Below are 16,369 nucleotides of genomic sequence, written 5' to 3' on the forward strand. Positions count from 1 at the left end.
TGCCTCATGAGCAGATAATCAAGTGTGGCTCTGGATATAACGTAGTTTACAGAGTTGAAGTTCCCCAACGTGACGAAAAGACAAGTCATAGGAACTTCAAATCCACCACACGATGTCAGGCTTAAGCAGCTTCAATATCACGAAGCGGTGGGTTGCCGTAAAATCGACTGTACTCGCGGCTAAATTGGGAAGGGCTCTGATAGCCTACACGATGCCCTGCCGTACCTGCATCGAGTCGCTCAACCAACATCAATCTCCGCGCTTCATTAAGCCGTAGCTGCTTTTGGTATTGTATTGGCGTCATTGCAGTGATTGCTTTGAAGTGATGGTGAAATGATGAAACACTCATGTTCACGTATTCAGCAAGTTGTTCTATCCTGAGCGGAAGAGCAAAGTTCTGCCGTAGCCAGTTAATCGCGCGCGCTATCCTGTTTGCCTGACTATCGACAGTGGCTATATTGATAAGCCTCTCACCATCCGACCCAGTCAGCAACCGGTATAGGATCTCTTGTTCCACAAGAGGTGCCATTATAGGAATTTCACTGGGTGTATCGAGAAGGCGTAATAACCGGATCGTAGCATCGAGCAGCTCAGTGGGGGCAGCATTAACAGCTATGCCCCTTTTTACCTCGGACGTGTTCGAATTGCGCCGAATATCCATCTGCCCAAGGAGATTAACGAGCTTTTCGTTGTCAATTGCCAGCGACAGGCAAAGGTGTGGTGCCTCAAGGCTCGCTTCAGAAACGCGCCATGTGACGGGCAAGTCCAGCGATGTCACCAGATACTCACCCGTGGTATAGTTGATTGTTGCAGACCCGAGCTGCAACGACTTTGCGCCTTGGAGAACCATTGCGAGGCAAGGTCTATAACTACTGTGACACGGAATACTTGGCGCCGAACGTCTGCTTAATGACAGCCCGTCGATAGCCGTTCGTACTTCACCGTCTTCTTTTACAAAGCGCGCCGCGAGGGATGCAAGCTCGCTATATGCGTCTGCCGGTGATCTCATATAACCTCATTTCGGAACTGATTGAACCGCAACTTATGTATGCCTGACAGATCAGCTTGCCAGGAGGATACACCAATTTTTGCAGGATCGTGCAAGAAGCTTGTAGGATCGGTCTACCTCCTTTTAAGAAACTGGTTCATATTGCAGCGTCCCTTCTCTCCCCAATTTCACTGCAATGATTGGAGTTCATTATGGCTATTGCAAGAGGTTACGCCGCTACTGATGCGGATCAACCATTGGTTCCGTTCACGTTTGAACGCCGCGAACCAAATGCGGACGATGTGGTGATTTCAATCCAATATTGTGGCGTTTGCCACTCTGATATTCACACCGTTCGCAACGAATGGAAAAATGCAGTCTATCCGATTGTGCCAGGACATGAGATCGTCGGCGTCGTAACGGCTGTTGGTTCCAATGTAACCAAATTCAAGGTTGGCGATAAGGTTGGCGTTGGCTGTTTTGTCGATTCCTGTGTCGGTTGTGCCACGCGCGATCTCGACAATGAACATTATTTGCCTGGTCTGGTGCAGACCTATAACAGTGTCGATGCGGACGGAAAGACACCGACACAAGGTGGCTATTCGGATCAGATCGTCGTCAGGGAAGGGTATGTTTTATCCATACCTGACAATCTGCCGCTTGATGCCTCAGCACCTCTTCTTTGTGCTGGCATTACGCTCTACTCACCATTGCGTCATTGGCAGGCCGGCCCCGGCAAAAAGGTCGCGATCGTCGGTATGGGTGGTCTTGGTCATATGGGCGTGAAGCTGGCAAATGCCATGGGTGCGCATGTCACCGTGCTTAGCCAATCGCTCTCAAAGAAGGACGACGGACTGAAGCTTGGAGCAAAAGAGTATTATGCTACCAGTGACGGCAAAACATTCGAGACGCTTGCCGGAACATTTGATCTGATCATTTGCACGGTGGGTGTAGCGATTGACTGGAACGCCTATCTTGGTTTGCTCAAAGTAAATGGCACAATGGTCGTCGTTGGTGCGCCGGAAGATATGGTGCCAGTACATGCGTTCTCGCTTATTCCTGGCCGCAAGAGCCTTGCGGGCTCGATGATCGGCTCGATTAAGGAAACACAGGAAATGCTGGATTTCTGTGGCGAACACAACATTGTCTCGGAAATCGAGATGATCAATATCCAGGACATCAACGAAGCTTATGAGCGCGTTCTCAAAAGCGATGTGCGCTATCGGTTCGTAATCGATATAGCATCTCTGAATGCATAAAGAAAAAAGGGTGGCCTTTTGGCCGCCCTTTCCTTGACCAGTGTAAACTGTCAATGCGTACCGACAGCTTTGCCATACGTGCGAATGACATTGCGGACGGCTTCGACCATCAGCGCATGTGGAGTTGCTTCAACCTTGCCTGATGCGACCGCTGGATAAAGCGTGCCGAGATACTGGCTGATTAGCGTTTCCGGGATCTTGCGGCCTTCAAGACGCTTTAGCAGCGAATCGACGGCAGCGGCTGCTTCTGGATGCGGCCAATAATAGCGGATGCGGTCGCTATAGGAGAAATGGCGCTGAAGACGCAGCTCTTCTGCATCGCCATGATAATATTTCTCCCAGTTCTTAGGCTCGCTGAGAAGCAGCTTTTCAAGCTTGCCGCGAACTGTCTCTTCTTCCGGAAGCTTATCGAGAAAAGCCGCAATCTGATCGAGACCATAAAGCGCTTCACGCAGTGCGAAAGTCAGCCCCGGTCCGACTTTCAGAATGGCAAAGCCGTCGTGAACCAGAGCCGACAGCGCTTCCACCGGCTGATAGTCGGTTGAATGGGCTTCAAAGACAAATTGCGGCATTTCATTGAGCGTGCTGCTCAGCGCTGTTGCCTTGTCGCTATCGTAATAGACGACATTCTCATTGCCAAATTCCACACCCGGCTGCACGACCACACCAATGGCGCGCGCAAATGCATCTTCCAGTCCAAGCGCTGCAAAAGCCTTGCGGTGAATGGCAACGGTTTCAAGGGCTGCTTGCGGTGTGGTCAGTTCCAGTTCTTCGATTTCTTCCATCGCGCCGCCGGGGATCGGAACTTCAGTGCCCACAATATAGACAGGCAGATCAAAATCGGATTCAGCGGCCGCTTTTTCTGCGACCCTGGCAAGACGTGCGGCACGTTCTGCGGTAATTGCATCGGGCAGGGCAACTGGTTCACCGGCGCAGCCCATGGACGTGTCAAGATGGATTTTGGTGAAGCCTGCACGCACAAAGCCGTCCATCATGACTTCGGACTTTATCAAGGCTTCTTCAGCGGTCAGATGCTTCCATGGATTTGGACCAAGGTGATCGCCACCCAGAATGAGGCGCTTGGTATCAAAGCCAAGACGGGCGGCGATGTCCTCAACAAAGCGTCGGAAATCAGCCGGTGTCATGCCGGTATAGCCGCCATCCTGATTGACCTGATTGCAGGTGGCTTCAATCAGAACGTCGGTATTGGTCGCAATGCCTTCGAGCAATGATGCTTCGATGACCAGAGGATGTGCCGAGCAGATCGAGGTGATGCCTCCGCGTGCACCGCTCGAAAAACGGGCGGGAAGGGTGCTCAGGGTCTGGGTGCTGCTCATGACGAAACTCCGTTATTTGCAATGAAAGATTCAATTTCAGCCATAGTGGATGTGCCTTCCATCGGACCTTTTACGCCGACCGCCCGCGCGCCCGTTGCATTGGCAATGTGCAGCGCTTGCGCAGGTTTCATATCACGTAACCAGCATGTGACGAAGGCCGCTCCGAAGCTGTCGCCTGCGCCAGTCGGATCGATTTCTTCGACTTTGAATGCGGGGGAAGACACTTCGCCGGAGTGGTCGAAATAGCTTGCACCCTCAGCTCCGCGCTTGACGACGATTGCTTTGATGCCGCGCTCCAGCAATTCTTCTATTGCGGCCTTTTCCTCTGTCGCTTTGGTGAAGAGGAAAATTTCCGGACCGCTTGGCATGAACAGATCGGTATTTTCGAGCGCATGGGCAAGTGCTTCACGCATGCCGGGCAGGTCCAGCATTTCTTTTCGGATATTCGGATCAAAAGAAACGGTGCCGCCTTTGGCCTTGATGCGGACTGTCGCTTCATGGATCGCCGTAACGATGCCGTCCGAAAACAGCGCGGAACCCATGATGTGAAGATGATCGGCAGTTTCGATCAACGCCTCTGCTTCCGGCGTTAGTTCAATAGCACCGCAAGCGCTGTGCTTGATATTGAAGATGAAATCACGATTACCATCCGGGCGGTAACGCACGAAGGCGCTGCCGGTGGCTGCAGTCGGATGTATGCCGATGGCGGACACATCAACACCGTCTTTTTGCAGTCGCTCAATATTGAGAGCACCAAAATCATCATTGCCAACGGCACTGACCATACCACAAGGCTGGCCCATTTTTGCGGCCTGATCGATAAAGATTGCAGGTGCGCCGGATGCGAAAGGCCCGATCAGTGGAATGGCAGTCTTGAAGCCGTTGCCCGTCTCCATGGCCATGATCTCAACGACGATTTCGCCGATGGTGATGATCTTTTTCATTATGTGTACCGTTACTTATGTTCTGACGGACTTGGAGCGGACATCGAGCCAGACGGCGACAAGAATGACGACACCTTTGACGATGAGCTGATAGAAATAGGGCACGGACAGCATGTTCATGCCGTTGTTGATGACGCCGATAATGAGCGCGCCGAGAATGGTGCCCACCATAGTGCCAACTCCGCCTGCAAGCGACGTGCCACCAAGAACAACAGCTGCAATCGCATCGAGTTCGTAGCCCATGCCGGCATTGGTCTGCGCAGAAGAAAGGCGTGATGACAGAAGAATGCCGCTAATGGCCGCCATGACGCCCGAGAGCATGAAAACAATGATCTTGATGCGATCAACGCGGATACCGGAATAGATGGCGGCTTCCTTATTGCCGCCAGCCAGATAAATGCGACGGCCGAATACCGTCTTGGATAGCAGGACATAATTGACGATGAAGAGCACGCCGACGATCCAGATGATAATCGGCAGGCCAAGCCAGCTTTCAGATCCGATGGCAAGCCATGTATCATTCTCGATGATCTCCGGCGCGCCATTGGTTGGCAGGCTGACCATGCCACGATAGATGCCCATAGTCGCAACGGTTACGATGAAAGACGGCAACATCAGCTTGGCTGACAGGACACCATTCAGGCCGCCCATGATTGCACCGGCTGCGAGCGTGAATATGACTGTGGGTGCAAAACCGAAGCCCATGGCAAAGGCTTGCGCTGCCACCATGCCGGAAACAGCGATAATAGAACCGATGGAAAGATCAATTTCACCGAGCAGGATCACATAGGTCATGCCGTAAGCGGCAACCGCGATCACCGCCACCTGCTGCATGATGTTCATGAAATTGTTGAAGGCGAGGAAGCGCGGATTCAACACAGCAAAGACTATGCAGAGCACGGCTAGCGAAATGACAATACCGCCATATTGGCGGATCATCGGTGAGGAGAACAGCGAGCGACGGACTTCGGCATCCGCGGCTTTTTTCTGGATTTCTTGTGCGTTGCTCATTTGTGCATTCCTGCTGCGTAGCTCATGACGGTTTCGGGCGTGAGGCCATCGGCATCAAGAACGGCGGCGACATGCTTGTTATGCATGACAGCCACACGGTCGCTGAGACCCAGCACTTCCGGCAGTTCGGAGGAAACCATCAGGATTGCCGCGCCATTGGCGGCGAGTTCACGGATGATGCGATAGATTTCGAATTTCGCACCGACATCGACGCCGCGCGTTGGCTCGTCAAGGATCAGTATGCGTGGCTTCATCTGGAGCCATTTGGCAAGTACGATTTTCTGCTGGTTGCCGCCGCTGAGTGAGCCCGCAATGGTGTCAAGCGAAGCAGTCTTGATGGCAAGGCGCAGTACCTCCGCTTTCGCGCTCGAGCGTTCCGCAGATGAGCGCATCATGCCAAATGGACCTGCAAGCTGACCAAGCGCCACCATATTGATGTTGCGTTCTACGCTGTGTGGCAGAACCAGACCTTCTTCCTTGCGGTTTTCGGTCACAAAAGCGATGCCATTGCGGATGGCATCGGCTGGTGAAGCCAATGTTATCGGCTTCTCGTCCAGCAGGATCTCGCCCGTTGGCTGGAGCATGCCAAACAAAGCCTTCATGACATCTGAACGGCCTGAACCAACGAGCCCGAATAATCCCAGTACTTCGCCCGGTTTCAAATCGATGGAAACATCGTGAAATTTGCCGGGCACGTTGAGATTTTTGGTTGCGAGAATTGGCGGAACGATTGCCGATGGACGAGGAGCCTCACGCGGCGGATAGATGTCACTCATCTCGCGTCCGACCATCAGTGCAATCAGCTTGTCTATGCTGGTCTGACCTTTTTCCATGGTAGTGACATATTCGCCATCACGAACGACAGTAATGTCGTCGGAAAGTCGCATGATTTCTTCCATGCGATGAGAAATGTAGATTACGGCTGTGCCACGTGCCTTTAGCCGCTCAATAATCGAGAAAAGGATTTCTGCTTCACTGTCGGAAAGTGAAGACGTTGGCTCATCAAGAATGACGACGTCGGCGGGTTGGCTCAGCCCCTTGGCGATTTCAACGAGCTGTCGCTGCGCAATTGAAAGATCGCCGACCTTGGCGCGCACATCGACGGGCAGGCCGAGTTCGTCGATCAGTCTGTCGGCTTCTGCATTCAGTTCAGCGTTGCGAATAAAACCAAACCTGCTTGGTTCATTATTTGCAAAAATGTTTTCTGCAACAGAGAGATTGCGGCAGAGGCTCAGTTCCTGAAACACAATCGAAATGCCATGGGAGCGTGCATCGCGCGGGTTCCTGGGTGTATAGGCTGCTCCCTTGAGCGTGATTGAGCCAGATGTTGGTTTGAAAACCCCCGCAAGGATTTTCATCAATGTTGATTTGCCGGCACCGTTTTCGCCGAGAAGCGTGTGAACACGCCCGCGACGGACAGTCAGGTTCATACGCTTGAGCGCAATCACCGGACCGAACGATTTCGCGATATCGCGGATTTCAAGCACTGTATCGTTCATCAAATCCGGGCTTATGGCTTGGGCGGAATTGGTGGCTGTCATTTTGGGCCTCCGCTCTCCGTTATATTGCAAATGCCCGCGCGGCGAAACGATGAGCGCTCAGGATCTGCTGTCGATGAAGACGCTGCGGCAGCTCAGGCGTGTGGTGTCGCAAAAGCTGCCGCGCGCGGAATGGAAACGGCGACTGGGAGGAGTGCCGCCGTTCCACGCGGTGTTACTTGGTTTCGCCGTCTTTGGTGACAACGCCTGGTACGATCGGCTGCTTGGCAGGAACGCTCTCGCCCTTGATTACCTTCACAGCAGTTTCAACGGCAACCTTGCCCATCTGGTCCGGATACTGGGCGATAACGCCAACCATAACCGGATCGTTCTTAACAGCATTGCGGGCTTCTTCCATACCGTCAAAGCCAATGACCTTGACCTGGTTTTCGAGCTTGGCCGCTTTCACAGCAGAAGCTGCTGCGAGAGCTGCGTCATCACCAAAGCCGAAGATGCCAACGATATCGGGATTGGCCTGAATGATGTTTTGCGCCGCAGCCAGGGCTTCAGAACGAGTGATGCCCGGCTGGATCGATACGATCTTGATGTCCGGATAGTTGGCGATGGCTTTCTTGAAACCTTCAACACGATCTACCACAGACTGTACGGTCGGGTATTCGATCACGGCAACATTGCCCTTTTCACCGACCGATTTTGCCATCAGATCGCCTGCCTTCTCGCCGCCAGCGAAATTGTCTGTGCCGACGAAAGATGTGACCTCGATATTGTTGGCAGGAACGTCAACTGTGATGACCTTGATGCCTGCCTTTTCCGCCTTGTTGATTGCCGATCGTACGCCCTTGCTGTCAACGGGCGAGATGATGATGACGTCAACGCCTTTGGTGATGAAATCTTCTACATCGGCGAGCTGCTTGCTCAGATCCTGATTGGCAATAGACACTTCAAGCGGCACATTCTCGGCCTGCGCTTCCTTTTTCATCGCGTCTGCGAGCGAGATATAGAATGGATGCTGCTGGGTGAGAAGCGATGCGCCGATACCTTCAGCAGAAGCTGCACCCGCCATCATGGCAAGGGCTACACCGGAAAAGAGAATACGGCCGATCGATTTGCGAAACATGATTTCCTCCGAATAGAACCGGCACCCGCCGGATCGTCCTTCTGATTTGGGACACAAAAATGGTTTCCTGCTGGCTCAAGACCGTTGCCGATCATGAAACCTCCCTGAAGGGCAGGTTCCTCCTTTAGCCCGAAGCGGGGCTTTCCCTAGACATGATAGAGCTTGTTCAGCGAGTCAATATAAAAATTATCACGTGTAAAAATTATAACGATTTAAACGCTGCATAATCACGAAATTCTTACGAAATTTGTATGAAAAATCAGTGTCGAAACGGTATGAAATATAAATTCGGGTTGCTTCTGTGTAAAAAAAATTTTACGCATAGAAAGAAAATGGGCCTGCCAGTTGACAATCTGGTTGGATCGGGAAGAGCGCATAATGGGTGATAACAAGATCAGGACGATGGAGGAGTTTGCCGTGGCAAGCGGCCTGTCTCGTCCCACTGTGTCCAAGTATTTTGACAATCCTGAGAGCGTTAAACCTTCTACCCGTGCCCGCATTGAAAAGGCTCTTAAAGACTACAACTATCAGCCCAATATCTTTGCTGTAAGCCTTAACCGCAAGAAGCCAAAGAACATCGGCGTCATTGTTCCGCATATTTCGGATCCCTTTTATGCGGAAATAATCCGTCAGATCGAAATGCGTTGTCTTGCAGAAGGGTATTGGACAATTGTGTTGTCCTCACACGGCGATAGAAAACTGGAGGCGCGTGCGATGCGCACGCTGATGTCGCTTAAGATCGCGGGCGTTCTCATGGCGCCGCTGGGTTTTGACACTGACGCCAAGCTTCTGGCCAGTCTTTCAAATTCAATGCCAGTGGTTTTTCTCGATAACCGTATCAGTGAAGATCAGCCATTTGTCGGTACGGATAATCGACAGAGTATAGGCAACATAACGGAATATTTGTGCCGGACTGGAGAGCATCCATGCTTTCTGGAAATGCCTGCCGTCAATCAGAATGCGCTTGACCGTCGCGCCGCTTATATAGCGACAATGGAACGACTTGGCACTGAACCAATTGTTTTGCCGATGACGGCGAAGAACTGGAATTTTGAGGAATTGGGATATCAGGAAGCAGGTCGGATTCTTGATCGTGGCGGCTTTCCAACCCGGACCGTACTCTGTGCGAACGACCGCCTTGCTTTTGGAGTGATCTCTGCTGCATTTGAGCGCAGACGCCATGTTGGGCGTGAGGAAGGCTGCGATTTTCGTGTGGCTGGTCACGATGATCACCCCCTTAGTCGCTTCACCTGTCCGCCATTGACAACAGTTGCTCAGGATTATCGCAATATCGCCCAGCTCGGGCTTGATATGCTGTTCTCACGCATCAATGCGCAAGAAAGCGGTGCCGCCATTGAAACGGAAGTACGCCGCCTTGATAGCCATCTTATTATGCGCGGTTCAGCTTAGAGCGGGTTTCGATCTGAATGGATCAGATCGGCGCTCTAAATATTTGTTTTAACGCTCATCTTTGTCCGAAAACCGTTTCACATTTTTTGGGATGCGCTCTAATACCAAATTCTGATCATTGGTTCGCACAGAGATTGCGGCCAAAGTTATACATCGCGTAATCTCCACCAATATTCAGATTTTTTGGCACTGCGTATTCGGCGTAGATATTTGAATTCAAATTAATAATTTCGCTTTTGCGAAAAGACACGAACAGAGGTCTACCTATTTTTGGGTAGTAAAACAGAATATTTCTTATCGTATATGAGCTTTTGCTGATAGCATATCACTCCTCAGAATTTGCATAAAAGCCTTGCTTGACAAGCAGCAAACTACTGTTCATAAATTTTACACATGTAAGAATTTTGCTATGCATTCGTAAAGGAGGAGACGATATGCGAACCAAATCTTATGTAGCTGGGCTAATTGCGTCAGTTGCGGGGCTAGCCATTATTTCTGGGGCTGCTTCAGCTGAGGAGCTGACTATTGCTACTGTAAATAACGCTGACATGATCATTATGCAGAAGCTGTCGTCGGAATGGGAAAAGGAAACCGGCAACAAGCTTAACTGGGTCGTTCTCGAAGAAAACGTCCTGCGTCAGCGTGTGACTACTGACATCGCGACTAAGAGCGGTCAGTTCGATATCATGACCATCGGTGGTTACGAAGCGCCGATCTGGGGCAAGGCCGGATGGCTGCTTGAAGTCGATGACCTTGGTGACGATTACGACTATGACGATCTCATCAAGCCCGTCCGTGCAGGCCTGACGGTTGAGGATAAGCTCTATGCCGTCCCATTCTATGCAGAAAGCTCATTCACACTTTACCGCAAGGATCTGTTTGATGCTGCTGGCCTGAAAATGCCGGATGAGCCGACCTACGAGCAGATCAAGGAATTCGCCACCAAGCTCACCGATAAGTCCAAAGAGCAGTACGGTCTCTGCCTGCGCGGCAAGCCGGGCTGGGGCGAAAACATGGCCTATCTGGGCACGCTCGTAAACACATTTGGTGGCCGTTGGTTTGATGAGCAGTGGAAGCCGCAGATAAACTCAGACGAATGGAAGAAGGCAATTAACTTCTACGTCGACCTGATGAAAGAAGCAGGCCCTCCCGGAATTACGTCGAATGGCTTCAATGAAAATCAGGCACTTTTCTCGACCGGTCATTGCGCGATGTGGATTGATGCGACATCTGCAGCCGGACGCATCTACGACAAGACACAGAGCCAGGTAGCCGACAAGGTAGCTTTCACCAAAGCGCCTGTTGAAGTGACGCCGAATGGCTCGGCATGGGCCTGGTCGTGGAACCTTGCGATTCCGGCATCGACCAGCAAGGCGGAAGCCGCAAAGTCATTCCTCAAATGGGCGACCTCCAAGAAATATGTGGAGCTGGTCGGTGAGAAGGAAGGCTGGGTCGCAGTTCCCCCGGGCACACGCCAATCAACGTACTCCAATGAGAACTACAAAAAGGCTGCACCCTTCGCTGAAACTGTTCTCACAGCTATCGAGTCCGCTGATCCGACAAAGCCTACCAAGGACCCGGTTCCCTACACAGGCATCCAGTTCGTAGCGATCCCGGAATTTCAGGCAATCGGGACGATTGTAGGTCAGGCGATTTCTTCGGCTGTGGCTGGCCAGCAAAGTGTTGATGCGGCGCTTGACGGCGCACAGCGACAGGCTGAACAAATGATGACGCAGGCCGGCTATATCAAGTAGTCAGAACTTGCCGATATCTGCTGCCGATCTAAAAATGGGCAGCAGGTTTGGAGCATTTCCAGCAAAAGTGTAGACCATTTTTTGCGGGGAATAATGCAACGAACCAATCAGTTAGAGCAGTTCCGACGTTTTGACTTTAATCGGAACTGCTCCAATTTTCGCAGGCTCTTAGTGGAGTGAGGGTATCAGCGGAAAGGGAGGGGCATTCAATGCCATCTAGCAATGTTGCCGTCACCGGCACCAAACCTCGTTTTGCATCCAGGTCGCGCCGCAGTATCCGTACCGGCCCTCTGCTTGCGCCAGCAGTGATTGTGTTGCTTTTATGGATGATCGTGCCACTGGCGATGACCCTGTGGTTTTCATTCCAGTATTACAATCTGATAAATCCCTTCGTGACGGGCTTTGCCGGTGTTTCAAACTATTCGTTTCTTCTTTCTGATCCAGGACTTTGGTCTGCAATTGCTAACACATTGATCCTGCTTGGGTCTGTCTTAGTCATATCCATTGTGATGGGTGTCTTGTTTGCAGTTATTTTCGATCAGGATTTCTTCGGCAAAAACATAGCGCGGCTTTTGGTCATTGCGCCATTTTTCGTCATGCCGACAGTGTCAGCACTGATCTGGAAGAACTTACTGATGCATCCGGTGAATGGCTTCTTCGCGTTTATTTCGCGTAGCTTTGGCCTGCCGGTGATCGACTGGTTTTCGCAGTTCCCAATGGCTTCAATCATCATGATTGTTTCATGGCAATGGGTGCCTTTTGCAACGCTTATTCTGATGACCGCGATGCAGTCGCTGGATCGCGAGCAAATGGAAGCTGCCCGTCTTGATGGGGCCAAAGGCCCGGCAATGTTTTACTACATCATCCTGCCGCATCTTTTACGACCGATCTCGGTTGTCATCATGATCGAGACGATCTTCCTTCTGTCGATTTTTGCAGAAATTCTTGTCACCACTTCAGGTGGTCCAGGTATTGCTACCACTACACTCACCTATTTCATCTATCTCAAAGCGCTCTTGCAGTGGGATATCGGCGGGGCATCGGCGGCTGGTGTAATTGCCATCGTTCTTGCCAATATCGTCGCCATTTTCCTCATCCGTACCGTCGCGCGTAATCTGGATAACTAGGAGGCTGAGATGGCTGCAAAACGTAAATTCAACAAAGCCACAGTCTCTGCCGGTATCATCGGCTGGGTAGTGGCGCTCCTGATGTTCTTTCCCATCCTCTGGATGTTACTCGCAGCGTTCAAAACGGAAATCGACGCTGTGGCTCCGCCGAAGCTTTTCTTCTCGCCAACGCTTGAAAACTTCACAGCGGTCAATCAGCGCGCGGATTATTTTCGCTACGCGATGAATAGTGTCGTTGAAAGCTTGGGTGCAACGATCCTCTCGCTTGTCATCGCGGTGCCGGCAGCTTATGCAGCAGCGTTTTTTCCGGGCAAGCGTACCAAGGACCTTCTGCTTTGGATGCTTTCAACTAAAATGCTTCCAGCTGTGGGTGTTTTGGTGCCGATCTATCTGCTTGCTCGCGACAGCGGAATGCTTGATACGCGCACGGGTCTCATCATCATCTTTACATTGTCCAATCTGCCGATTGTCGTCTGGATGCTCTATTCCTTCTTCAAGGAAGTCCCCCATGAAATTCTGGAGGCCAGCCGCATGGATGGCGCGAAAGTGGGACAACAGATCCGTTATCTGTTGCTGCCACTTAGTTTGCCCGGAATTGCGTCAACGGCCCTTCTCTCGATCATTCTTTGCTGGAACGAAGCATTCTGGAGTCTCAATCTGACGGCATCCAAGGCAGGTCCGCTGACAGCATTCATCGCGTCCTTCTCATCGCCGGAAGGACTTTTCTGGGCAAAACTCTCGGCGGCTTCCACGCTCGCCATCGCGCCAATTCTTGTCTTTGGTTGGATCACCCAGCGTCAGCTGGTGCGCGGTCTTACTTTCGGCGCTGTGAAATAAAGGGAACCCTATGGCTACGCTTTCTTTTCATAATGCCACCAAATCCTACGGCAATGTCGATGTCATCAAAGGCGTTGATCTCAATATTGAAGACCGTGAGTTTGTGGTGTTTGTCGGCCCGTCAGGATCGGGTAAGTCCACACTTTTGCGCATGATCGCCGGGCTTGAGGAAATAACCGGTGGTGATCTTACGATTGATGGTCAGCAATGCAATGATGTGCCGCCTGATGAACGCGGTTTGGCGATGGTATTCCAGACCTATGCGCTTTATCCGCATATGAATGTGCGCGACAATATGGGTTTTGCGCTTAAACTGGCAGGCGTTTCCAAGTCAGAGCGTGATCGCAAGGTCGAAGAGGTGGCGAAGACGCTCCAGCTCGATAAATTTTTGGATCGTAAGCCACGCCAGCTCTCTGGTGGTCAGCGCCAGCGTGTTGCCATTGGTCGCGCTATGGTACGCGAGCCGAAGATTTTTCTCTTTGATGAACCTCTGTCGAATCTTGATGCCGCGTTGCGTGTGCAGATGCGTATCGAGCTTGCTCGTCTGCACGATCGTCTGAATGCAACCATGATTTACGTGACGCATGATCAGGTAGAAGCGATGACGCTTGCTGATAAGATTGTTGTCCTGCGTGATGGTATGGTTGAGCAACTTGGCTCACCGCTTGAACTCTATCATCATCCTGTCAATCAGTTCGTTGCAGGGTTCATAGGCTCTCCGACAATGAACTTCATTGATGTTAAGGTGAAAGCACTCGATGCAGACGGCGTTACGGTCGTGCTTACGAACGGCAATAGTGTGACGGTGCCAGTCAAGAACGTTGGTGTCGATATCGGAGCACCTCTGGTTCTCGGTATACGTCCTGAACATCTTCATCCAGCCCCCGATGGCACTTTGGATGGTGAGATCATGGTCGTGGAACGTCTGGGTGGTGAAACCTACCTTTACGTCCAGAATTCTGCTGCGAAAGATCTGATTGTTTCTGAAGCAGGTGGCGGCAGCACCGCGCGCGCGCATGAAATCGCCAATCTTGGCTTTAACCCGGCTGACGCCCATCTTTTTAAATCTGATGGATTGGCGCTCGAGCGGCGTGAACGTCATCCGCTTCTGCTTTCCGAAAAGAAAACGCACCGTTGAGTGCAGAGAATAACTCTCCCGGAGACTTCCCATGAGCATGCCCACGAGACTGAAAGACAAAGTTGCCCTTATCACCGGTGCCGCACGCGGTATTGGTCTAGGCTTCGCTGAAGCCTATGCGCGCGAGGGTGCGAAAGTTATCATCGCCGACATCAATATTGAGCGTGCGGAAGAGGCGGCGCGTAGCCTGGGCGGCGCCGTGAAAGCGGTTAAACTCGATGTGACCAATCTTGCAGATATCGAGAAAGTCGTGGCAGATATCGATAAGGAATATGGTGGCATCGACATTCTGGTCAACAATGCCGCAATCTTCGATATGGCACCTATCAATGCGATCACCGAAGACAGTTATGAACGTGTCCTCGGTATCAATCTCAAAGGTCCGCTTTTCATGATGAAAGCGGTATCCAATGTGATGATCGCGCGCGGGCGCGGCGGTAAAATCATCAATATGGCGAGCCAGGCTGGCCGTCGTGGCGAAGCATTGGTGACGCTCTATTGCCTCTCCAAAGCCGCGATTATTTCAGCAACCCAATCGGCAGCGCTTGCTCTCGTTAAGCATAATATTCAGGTCAATGCGATTGCACCGGGCGTTGTTGATGGCGAGCATTGGGAAGTGGTCGATGCCAATTTTGCCAAATGGGAGGGACTCAAGCCCGGAGAGAAAAAAGCTGCGGTGGCGAAGTCGGTTCCAATTGGTCGCTTTGCGACGCCTGAAGATATTACAGGCATGGCCGTATTCCTTGCGTCGTCTGACAGCGATTATATCCTCGCCCAGACTTTTGGCGTCGACGGTGGCAACTGGATGGCCTGAGCCATCCATCAGAACACCGATCTGATCGAAACAGATAGGTGTTCTGATGATTTTCCAACGCGCATCTTTTCCGAGCGCTCATTCATAGCTTTCGGGATGCGCTCTAAGGTGCGGAAATGAAAGCCATATATTTTACCGGACATGGCATTGCGGAACTTGCTCAACTGGCAGACCCGGAACTAAAGCCCGGCCATGCCTTGATTGACGTAAAGGCGTCCGGTCTCTGCCACACTGATATAGACGTGCTGTATGGACGCTATGGTTCAAGCGCATTTCCACTCGTGCCGGGGCACGAATATGTGGGTGTTGTGCTTGCGGTTGCTGAAGATGTGACCAACGTAAAGCCAGGGGATCGCGTGGCGATTGATCCGAACATACCGTGTGGACACTGCCGCGCCTGCCAGAAAGGGCTAACCAATCTCTGTGCCGACCTTAAGGCCTACGGCGTTACCCATAATGGCGGCTTTGCGGACAAAAGTCTCGTCAACGCACAGCACTTGCATCTTATTGGCGACCTGCCTTTCGATGTTGCCGCTTTGGCGGAGCCGCTGGCTTGTGTGCTTAACGGCCTTGGGGCAGCCGAACTGAAAACCGGCCCGCAAGGAGCTGAGACAGCACTGATATTTGGCGCCGGGCCGATAGGCTTGCTGCTTGCGCTTTCGCTCAAAGCGCAAGGTGTGGCGAAAGTTGCCGTTGCGGATATTAATGAGCACCGTCTGGCATTCACCGAGAGCCTTGGACTTGAACCGTTGGTTTCGGGCTCAGATGCACTTGAAGCGCGGAAAAGGAGTTTTGATTTTGTCGCCGATGCAACCGGCATTGCCAAGGTTGCGGAAGGTATGGTCAGCTTCACGGCAGATGGTGGCACTGTGCTGGTGTTTGGTGTTTGTGCACCTGACGCACGTATTTCGGTGGCGCCGTTTGAGATATTCCGTCGCCAGATACGCATTGCAGGCTCGCATTCGCTTAATCGCAACATTCCGCAAGCATTGGAAATTCTGCAAAAGGATAAAGGCCACATGGCCCGTCTGGTGTCACATCGCCTGCCTATTGAAGAAATGCTGCCGTTCTTTACAAAAAAAGGTGGCGATCCCGCCACGATGAAGGTGCAGTTCGTCCAGGCCTAAGCCAAGT

14 protein-coding genes are annotated in these 16,369 nt (G+C 51.8%); 8 read left to right on the forward strand and 6 right to left on the reverse strand.

The window, feature by feature from the left end:
- Positions 1–121 precede the first annotated feature (121 nt).
- Positions 122–1,009: an AraC family transcriptional regulator gene (locus ACSME1_RS23035; RefSeq protein ID WP_207489443.1), complete on the reverse strand. Its 888-nt coding sequence runs from the start codon at positions 1,007–1,009 to the stop codon at positions 122–124.
- A gap of 191 nt (positions 1,010–1,200) precedes the next feature.
- Here ACSME1_RS23035 and ACSME1_RS23040 point away from each other — a divergent pair, with 191 nt between their 5' ends.
- Complete coding sequence (locus tag ACSME1_RS23040) at positions 1,201–2,247, forward strand: NAD(P)-dependent alcohol dehydrogenase (protein WP_435655580.1); 1,047 nt, start codon at positions 1,201–1,203, stop codon at positions 2,245–2,247.
- Between the two features lie 50 nt (positions 2,248–2,297).
- On the opposite strand, the gene ACSME1_RS23045 is transcribed toward ACSME1_RS23040, so the two are convergent.
- The 5 genes from ACSME1_RS23045 to ACSME1_RS23065 form a co-directional block, all read right to left on the reverse strand.
- Positions 2,298–3,584 carry a D-tagatose-bisphosphate aldolase, class II, non-catalytic subunit gene (locus ACSME1_RS23045; RefSeq protein ID WP_435655581.1) on the reverse strand — a complete coding sequence of 429 codons (1,287 nt, stop codon included), beginning with the start codon at positions 3,582–3,584 and terminating at the stop codon, positions 2,298–2,300.
- A complete protein-coding gene (locus ACSME1_RS23050) occupies positions 3,581–4,528 on the reverse strand; it encodes a tagatose kinase (protein WP_435655582.1) in 948 nt (315 codons plus the stop codon). The genes ACSME1_RS23045 and ACSME1_RS23050 overlap by 4 nt, the downstream gene beginning before the upstream one ends.
- Positions 4,529–4,543: 15 nt before the next feature.
- Complete coding sequence (locus ACSME1_RS23055) at positions 4,544–5,467, reverse strand: ABC transporter permease (RefSeq protein WP_100558089.1); 924 nt, start codon at positions 5,465–5,467, stop codon at positions 4,544–4,546.
- 68 nt (positions 5,468–5,535) lie between these two features.
- Positions 5,536–7,080: a sugar ABC transporter ATP-binding protein gene (locus ACSME1_RS23060; RefSeq protein WP_435655583.1), complete on the reverse strand. Its 1,545-nt coding sequence runs from the start codon at positions 7,078–7,080 to the stop codon at positions 5,536–5,538.
- A 172-nt stretch (positions 7,081–7,252) separates the two neighbouring features.
- Complete coding sequence (locus tag ACSME1_RS23065; protein WP_024896997.1) at positions 7,253–8,155, reverse strand: substrate-binding domain-containing protein; 903 nt, start codon at positions 8,153–8,155, stop codon at positions 7,253–7,255.
- A 378-nt stretch (positions 8,156–8,533) separates the two neighbouring features.
- Here ACSME1_RS23065 and ACSME1_RS23070 point away from each other — a divergent pair, with 378 nt between their 5' ends.
- From ACSME1_RS23070 to ACSME1_RS23100, 7 genes are all read left to right on the forward strand, one after another.
- Complete coding sequence (locus ACSME1_RS23070) at positions 8,534–9,565, forward strand: LacI family DNA-binding transcriptional regulator (RefSeq protein WP_024896998.1); 1,032 nt, start codon at positions 8,534–8,536, stop codon at positions 9,563–9,565.
- 434 nt (positions 9,566–9,999) lie between these two features.
- On the forward strand, positions 10,000–11,319 hold the full coding sequence (locus tag ACSME1_RS23075) for an ABC transporter substrate-binding protein (RefSeq protein WP_024896999.1): 1,320 nt from the start codon (positions 10,000–10,002) through the stop codon (positions 11,317–11,319).
- A 209-nt stretch (positions 11,320–11,528) separates the two neighbouring features.
- Positions 11,529–12,446: a carbohydrate ABC transporter permease gene (locus ACSME1_RS23080; protein WP_435655584.1), complete on the forward strand. Its 918-nt coding sequence runs from the start codon at positions 11,529–11,531 to the stop codon at positions 12,444–12,446.
- 9 nt (positions 12,447–12,455) lie between these two features.
- Positions 12,456–13,283 (forward strand): carbohydrate ABC transporter permease, encoded by an 828-nt coding sequence (locus tag ACSME1_RS23085; RefSeq protein WP_105535080.1) that lies wholly within the window; start codon positions 12,456–12,458, stop codon positions 13,281–13,283.
- Positions 13,284–13,293: 10 nt separating this feature from the next.
- The gene (locus tag ACSME1_RS23090; protein ID WP_207489444.1) at positions 13,294–14,421 is read left to right on the forward strand and encodes an ABC transporter ATP-binding protein; all 1,128 of its coding nucleotides are present in this window, start codon (positions 13,294–13,296) and stop codon (positions 14,419–14,421) included.
- Between the two features lie 37 nt (positions 14,422–14,458).
- The gene (locus tag ACSME1_RS23095; protein ID WP_024899080.1) at positions 14,459–15,235 is read left to right on the forward strand and encodes an L-iditol 2-dehydrogenase; all 777 of its coding nucleotides are present in this window, start codon (positions 14,459–14,461) and stop codon (positions 15,233–15,235) included.
- Positions 15,236–15,351: 116 nt separating this feature from the next.
- On the forward strand, positions 15,352–16,362 hold the full coding sequence (locus ACSME1_RS23100; protein WP_435655585.1) for a zinc-dependent alcohol dehydrogenase family protein: 1,011 nt from the start codon (positions 15,352–15,354) through the stop codon (positions 16,360–16,362).
- Positions 16,363–16,369 lie beyond the last annotated feature (7 nt).

Source organism: Brucella pituitosa (assembly GCF_965577835.1).
In the GTDB taxonomy this organism is placed as follows: domain Bacteria; phylum Pseudomonadota; class Alphaproteobacteria; order Rhizobiales; family Rhizobiaceae; genus Brucella; species Brucella pituitosa.

Bases quoted from the DNA above. Each gene is read 5' to 3' on its own strand.
- ACSME1_RS23100 (WP_435655585.1), top strand. From the start codon at position 15,352: ATGAAAGCCATATATTTTACCGGACATGGCATTGCGGAACTTGCTCAA.
- ACSME1_RS23095 (WP_024899080.1), top strand. From the start codon at position 14,459: ATGCCCACGAGACTGAAAGACAAAGTTGCCCTTATCACCGGTGCCGCA.
- ACSME1_RS23045 (WP_435655581.1), bottom strand. From the start codon at position 3,584: ATGAGCAGCACCCAGACCCTGAGCACCCTTCCCGCCCGTTTTTCGAGC.
- ACSME1_RS23075 (WP_024896999.1), top strand. From the start codon at position 10,000: ATGCGAACCAAATCTTATGTAGCTGGGCTAATTGCGTCAGTTGCGGGG.
- ACSME1_RS23090 (WP_207489444.1), top strand. From the start codon at position 13,294: ATGGCTACGCTTTCTTTTCATAATGCCACCAAATCCTACGGCAATGTC.
- ACSME1_RS23035 (WP_207489443.1), bottom strand. From the start codon at position 1,009: ATGAGATCACCGGCAGACGCATATAGCGAGCTTGCATCCCTCGCGGCG.
- ACSME1_RS23050 (WP_435655582.1), bottom strand. From the start codon at position 4,528: ATGAAAAAGATCATCACCATCGGCGAAATCGTCGTTGAGATCATGGCC.
- ACSME1_RS23055 (WP_100558089.1), bottom strand. From the start codon at position 5,467: ATGATCCGCCAATATGGCGGTATTGTCATTTCGCTAGCCGTGCTCTGC.
- ACSME1_RS23080 (WP_435655584.1), top strand. From the start codon at position 11,529: ATGCCATCTAGCAATGTTGCCGTCACCGGCACCAAACCTCGTTTTGCA.
- ACSME1_RS23070 (WP_024896998.1), top strand. From the start codon at position 8,534: ATGGGTGATAACAAGATCAGGACGATGGAGGAGTTTGCCGTGGCAAGC.
- ACSME1_RS23085 (WP_105535080.1), top strand. From the start codon at position 12,456: ATGGCTGCAAAACGTAAATTCAACAAAGCCACAGTCTCTGCCGGTATC.
- ACSME1_RS23060 (WP_435655583.1), bottom strand. From the start codon at position 7,080: ATGACAGCCACCAATTCCGCCCAAGCCATAAGCCCGGATTTGATGAAC.
- ACSME1_RS23040 (WP_435655580.1), top strand. From the start codon at position 1,201: ATGGCTATTGCAAGAGGTTACGCCGCTACTGATGCGGATCAACCATTG.
- ACSME1_RS23065 (WP_024896997.1), bottom strand. From the start codon at position 8,155: ATGTTTCGCAAATCGATCGGCCGTATTCTCTTTTCCGGTGTAGCCCTT.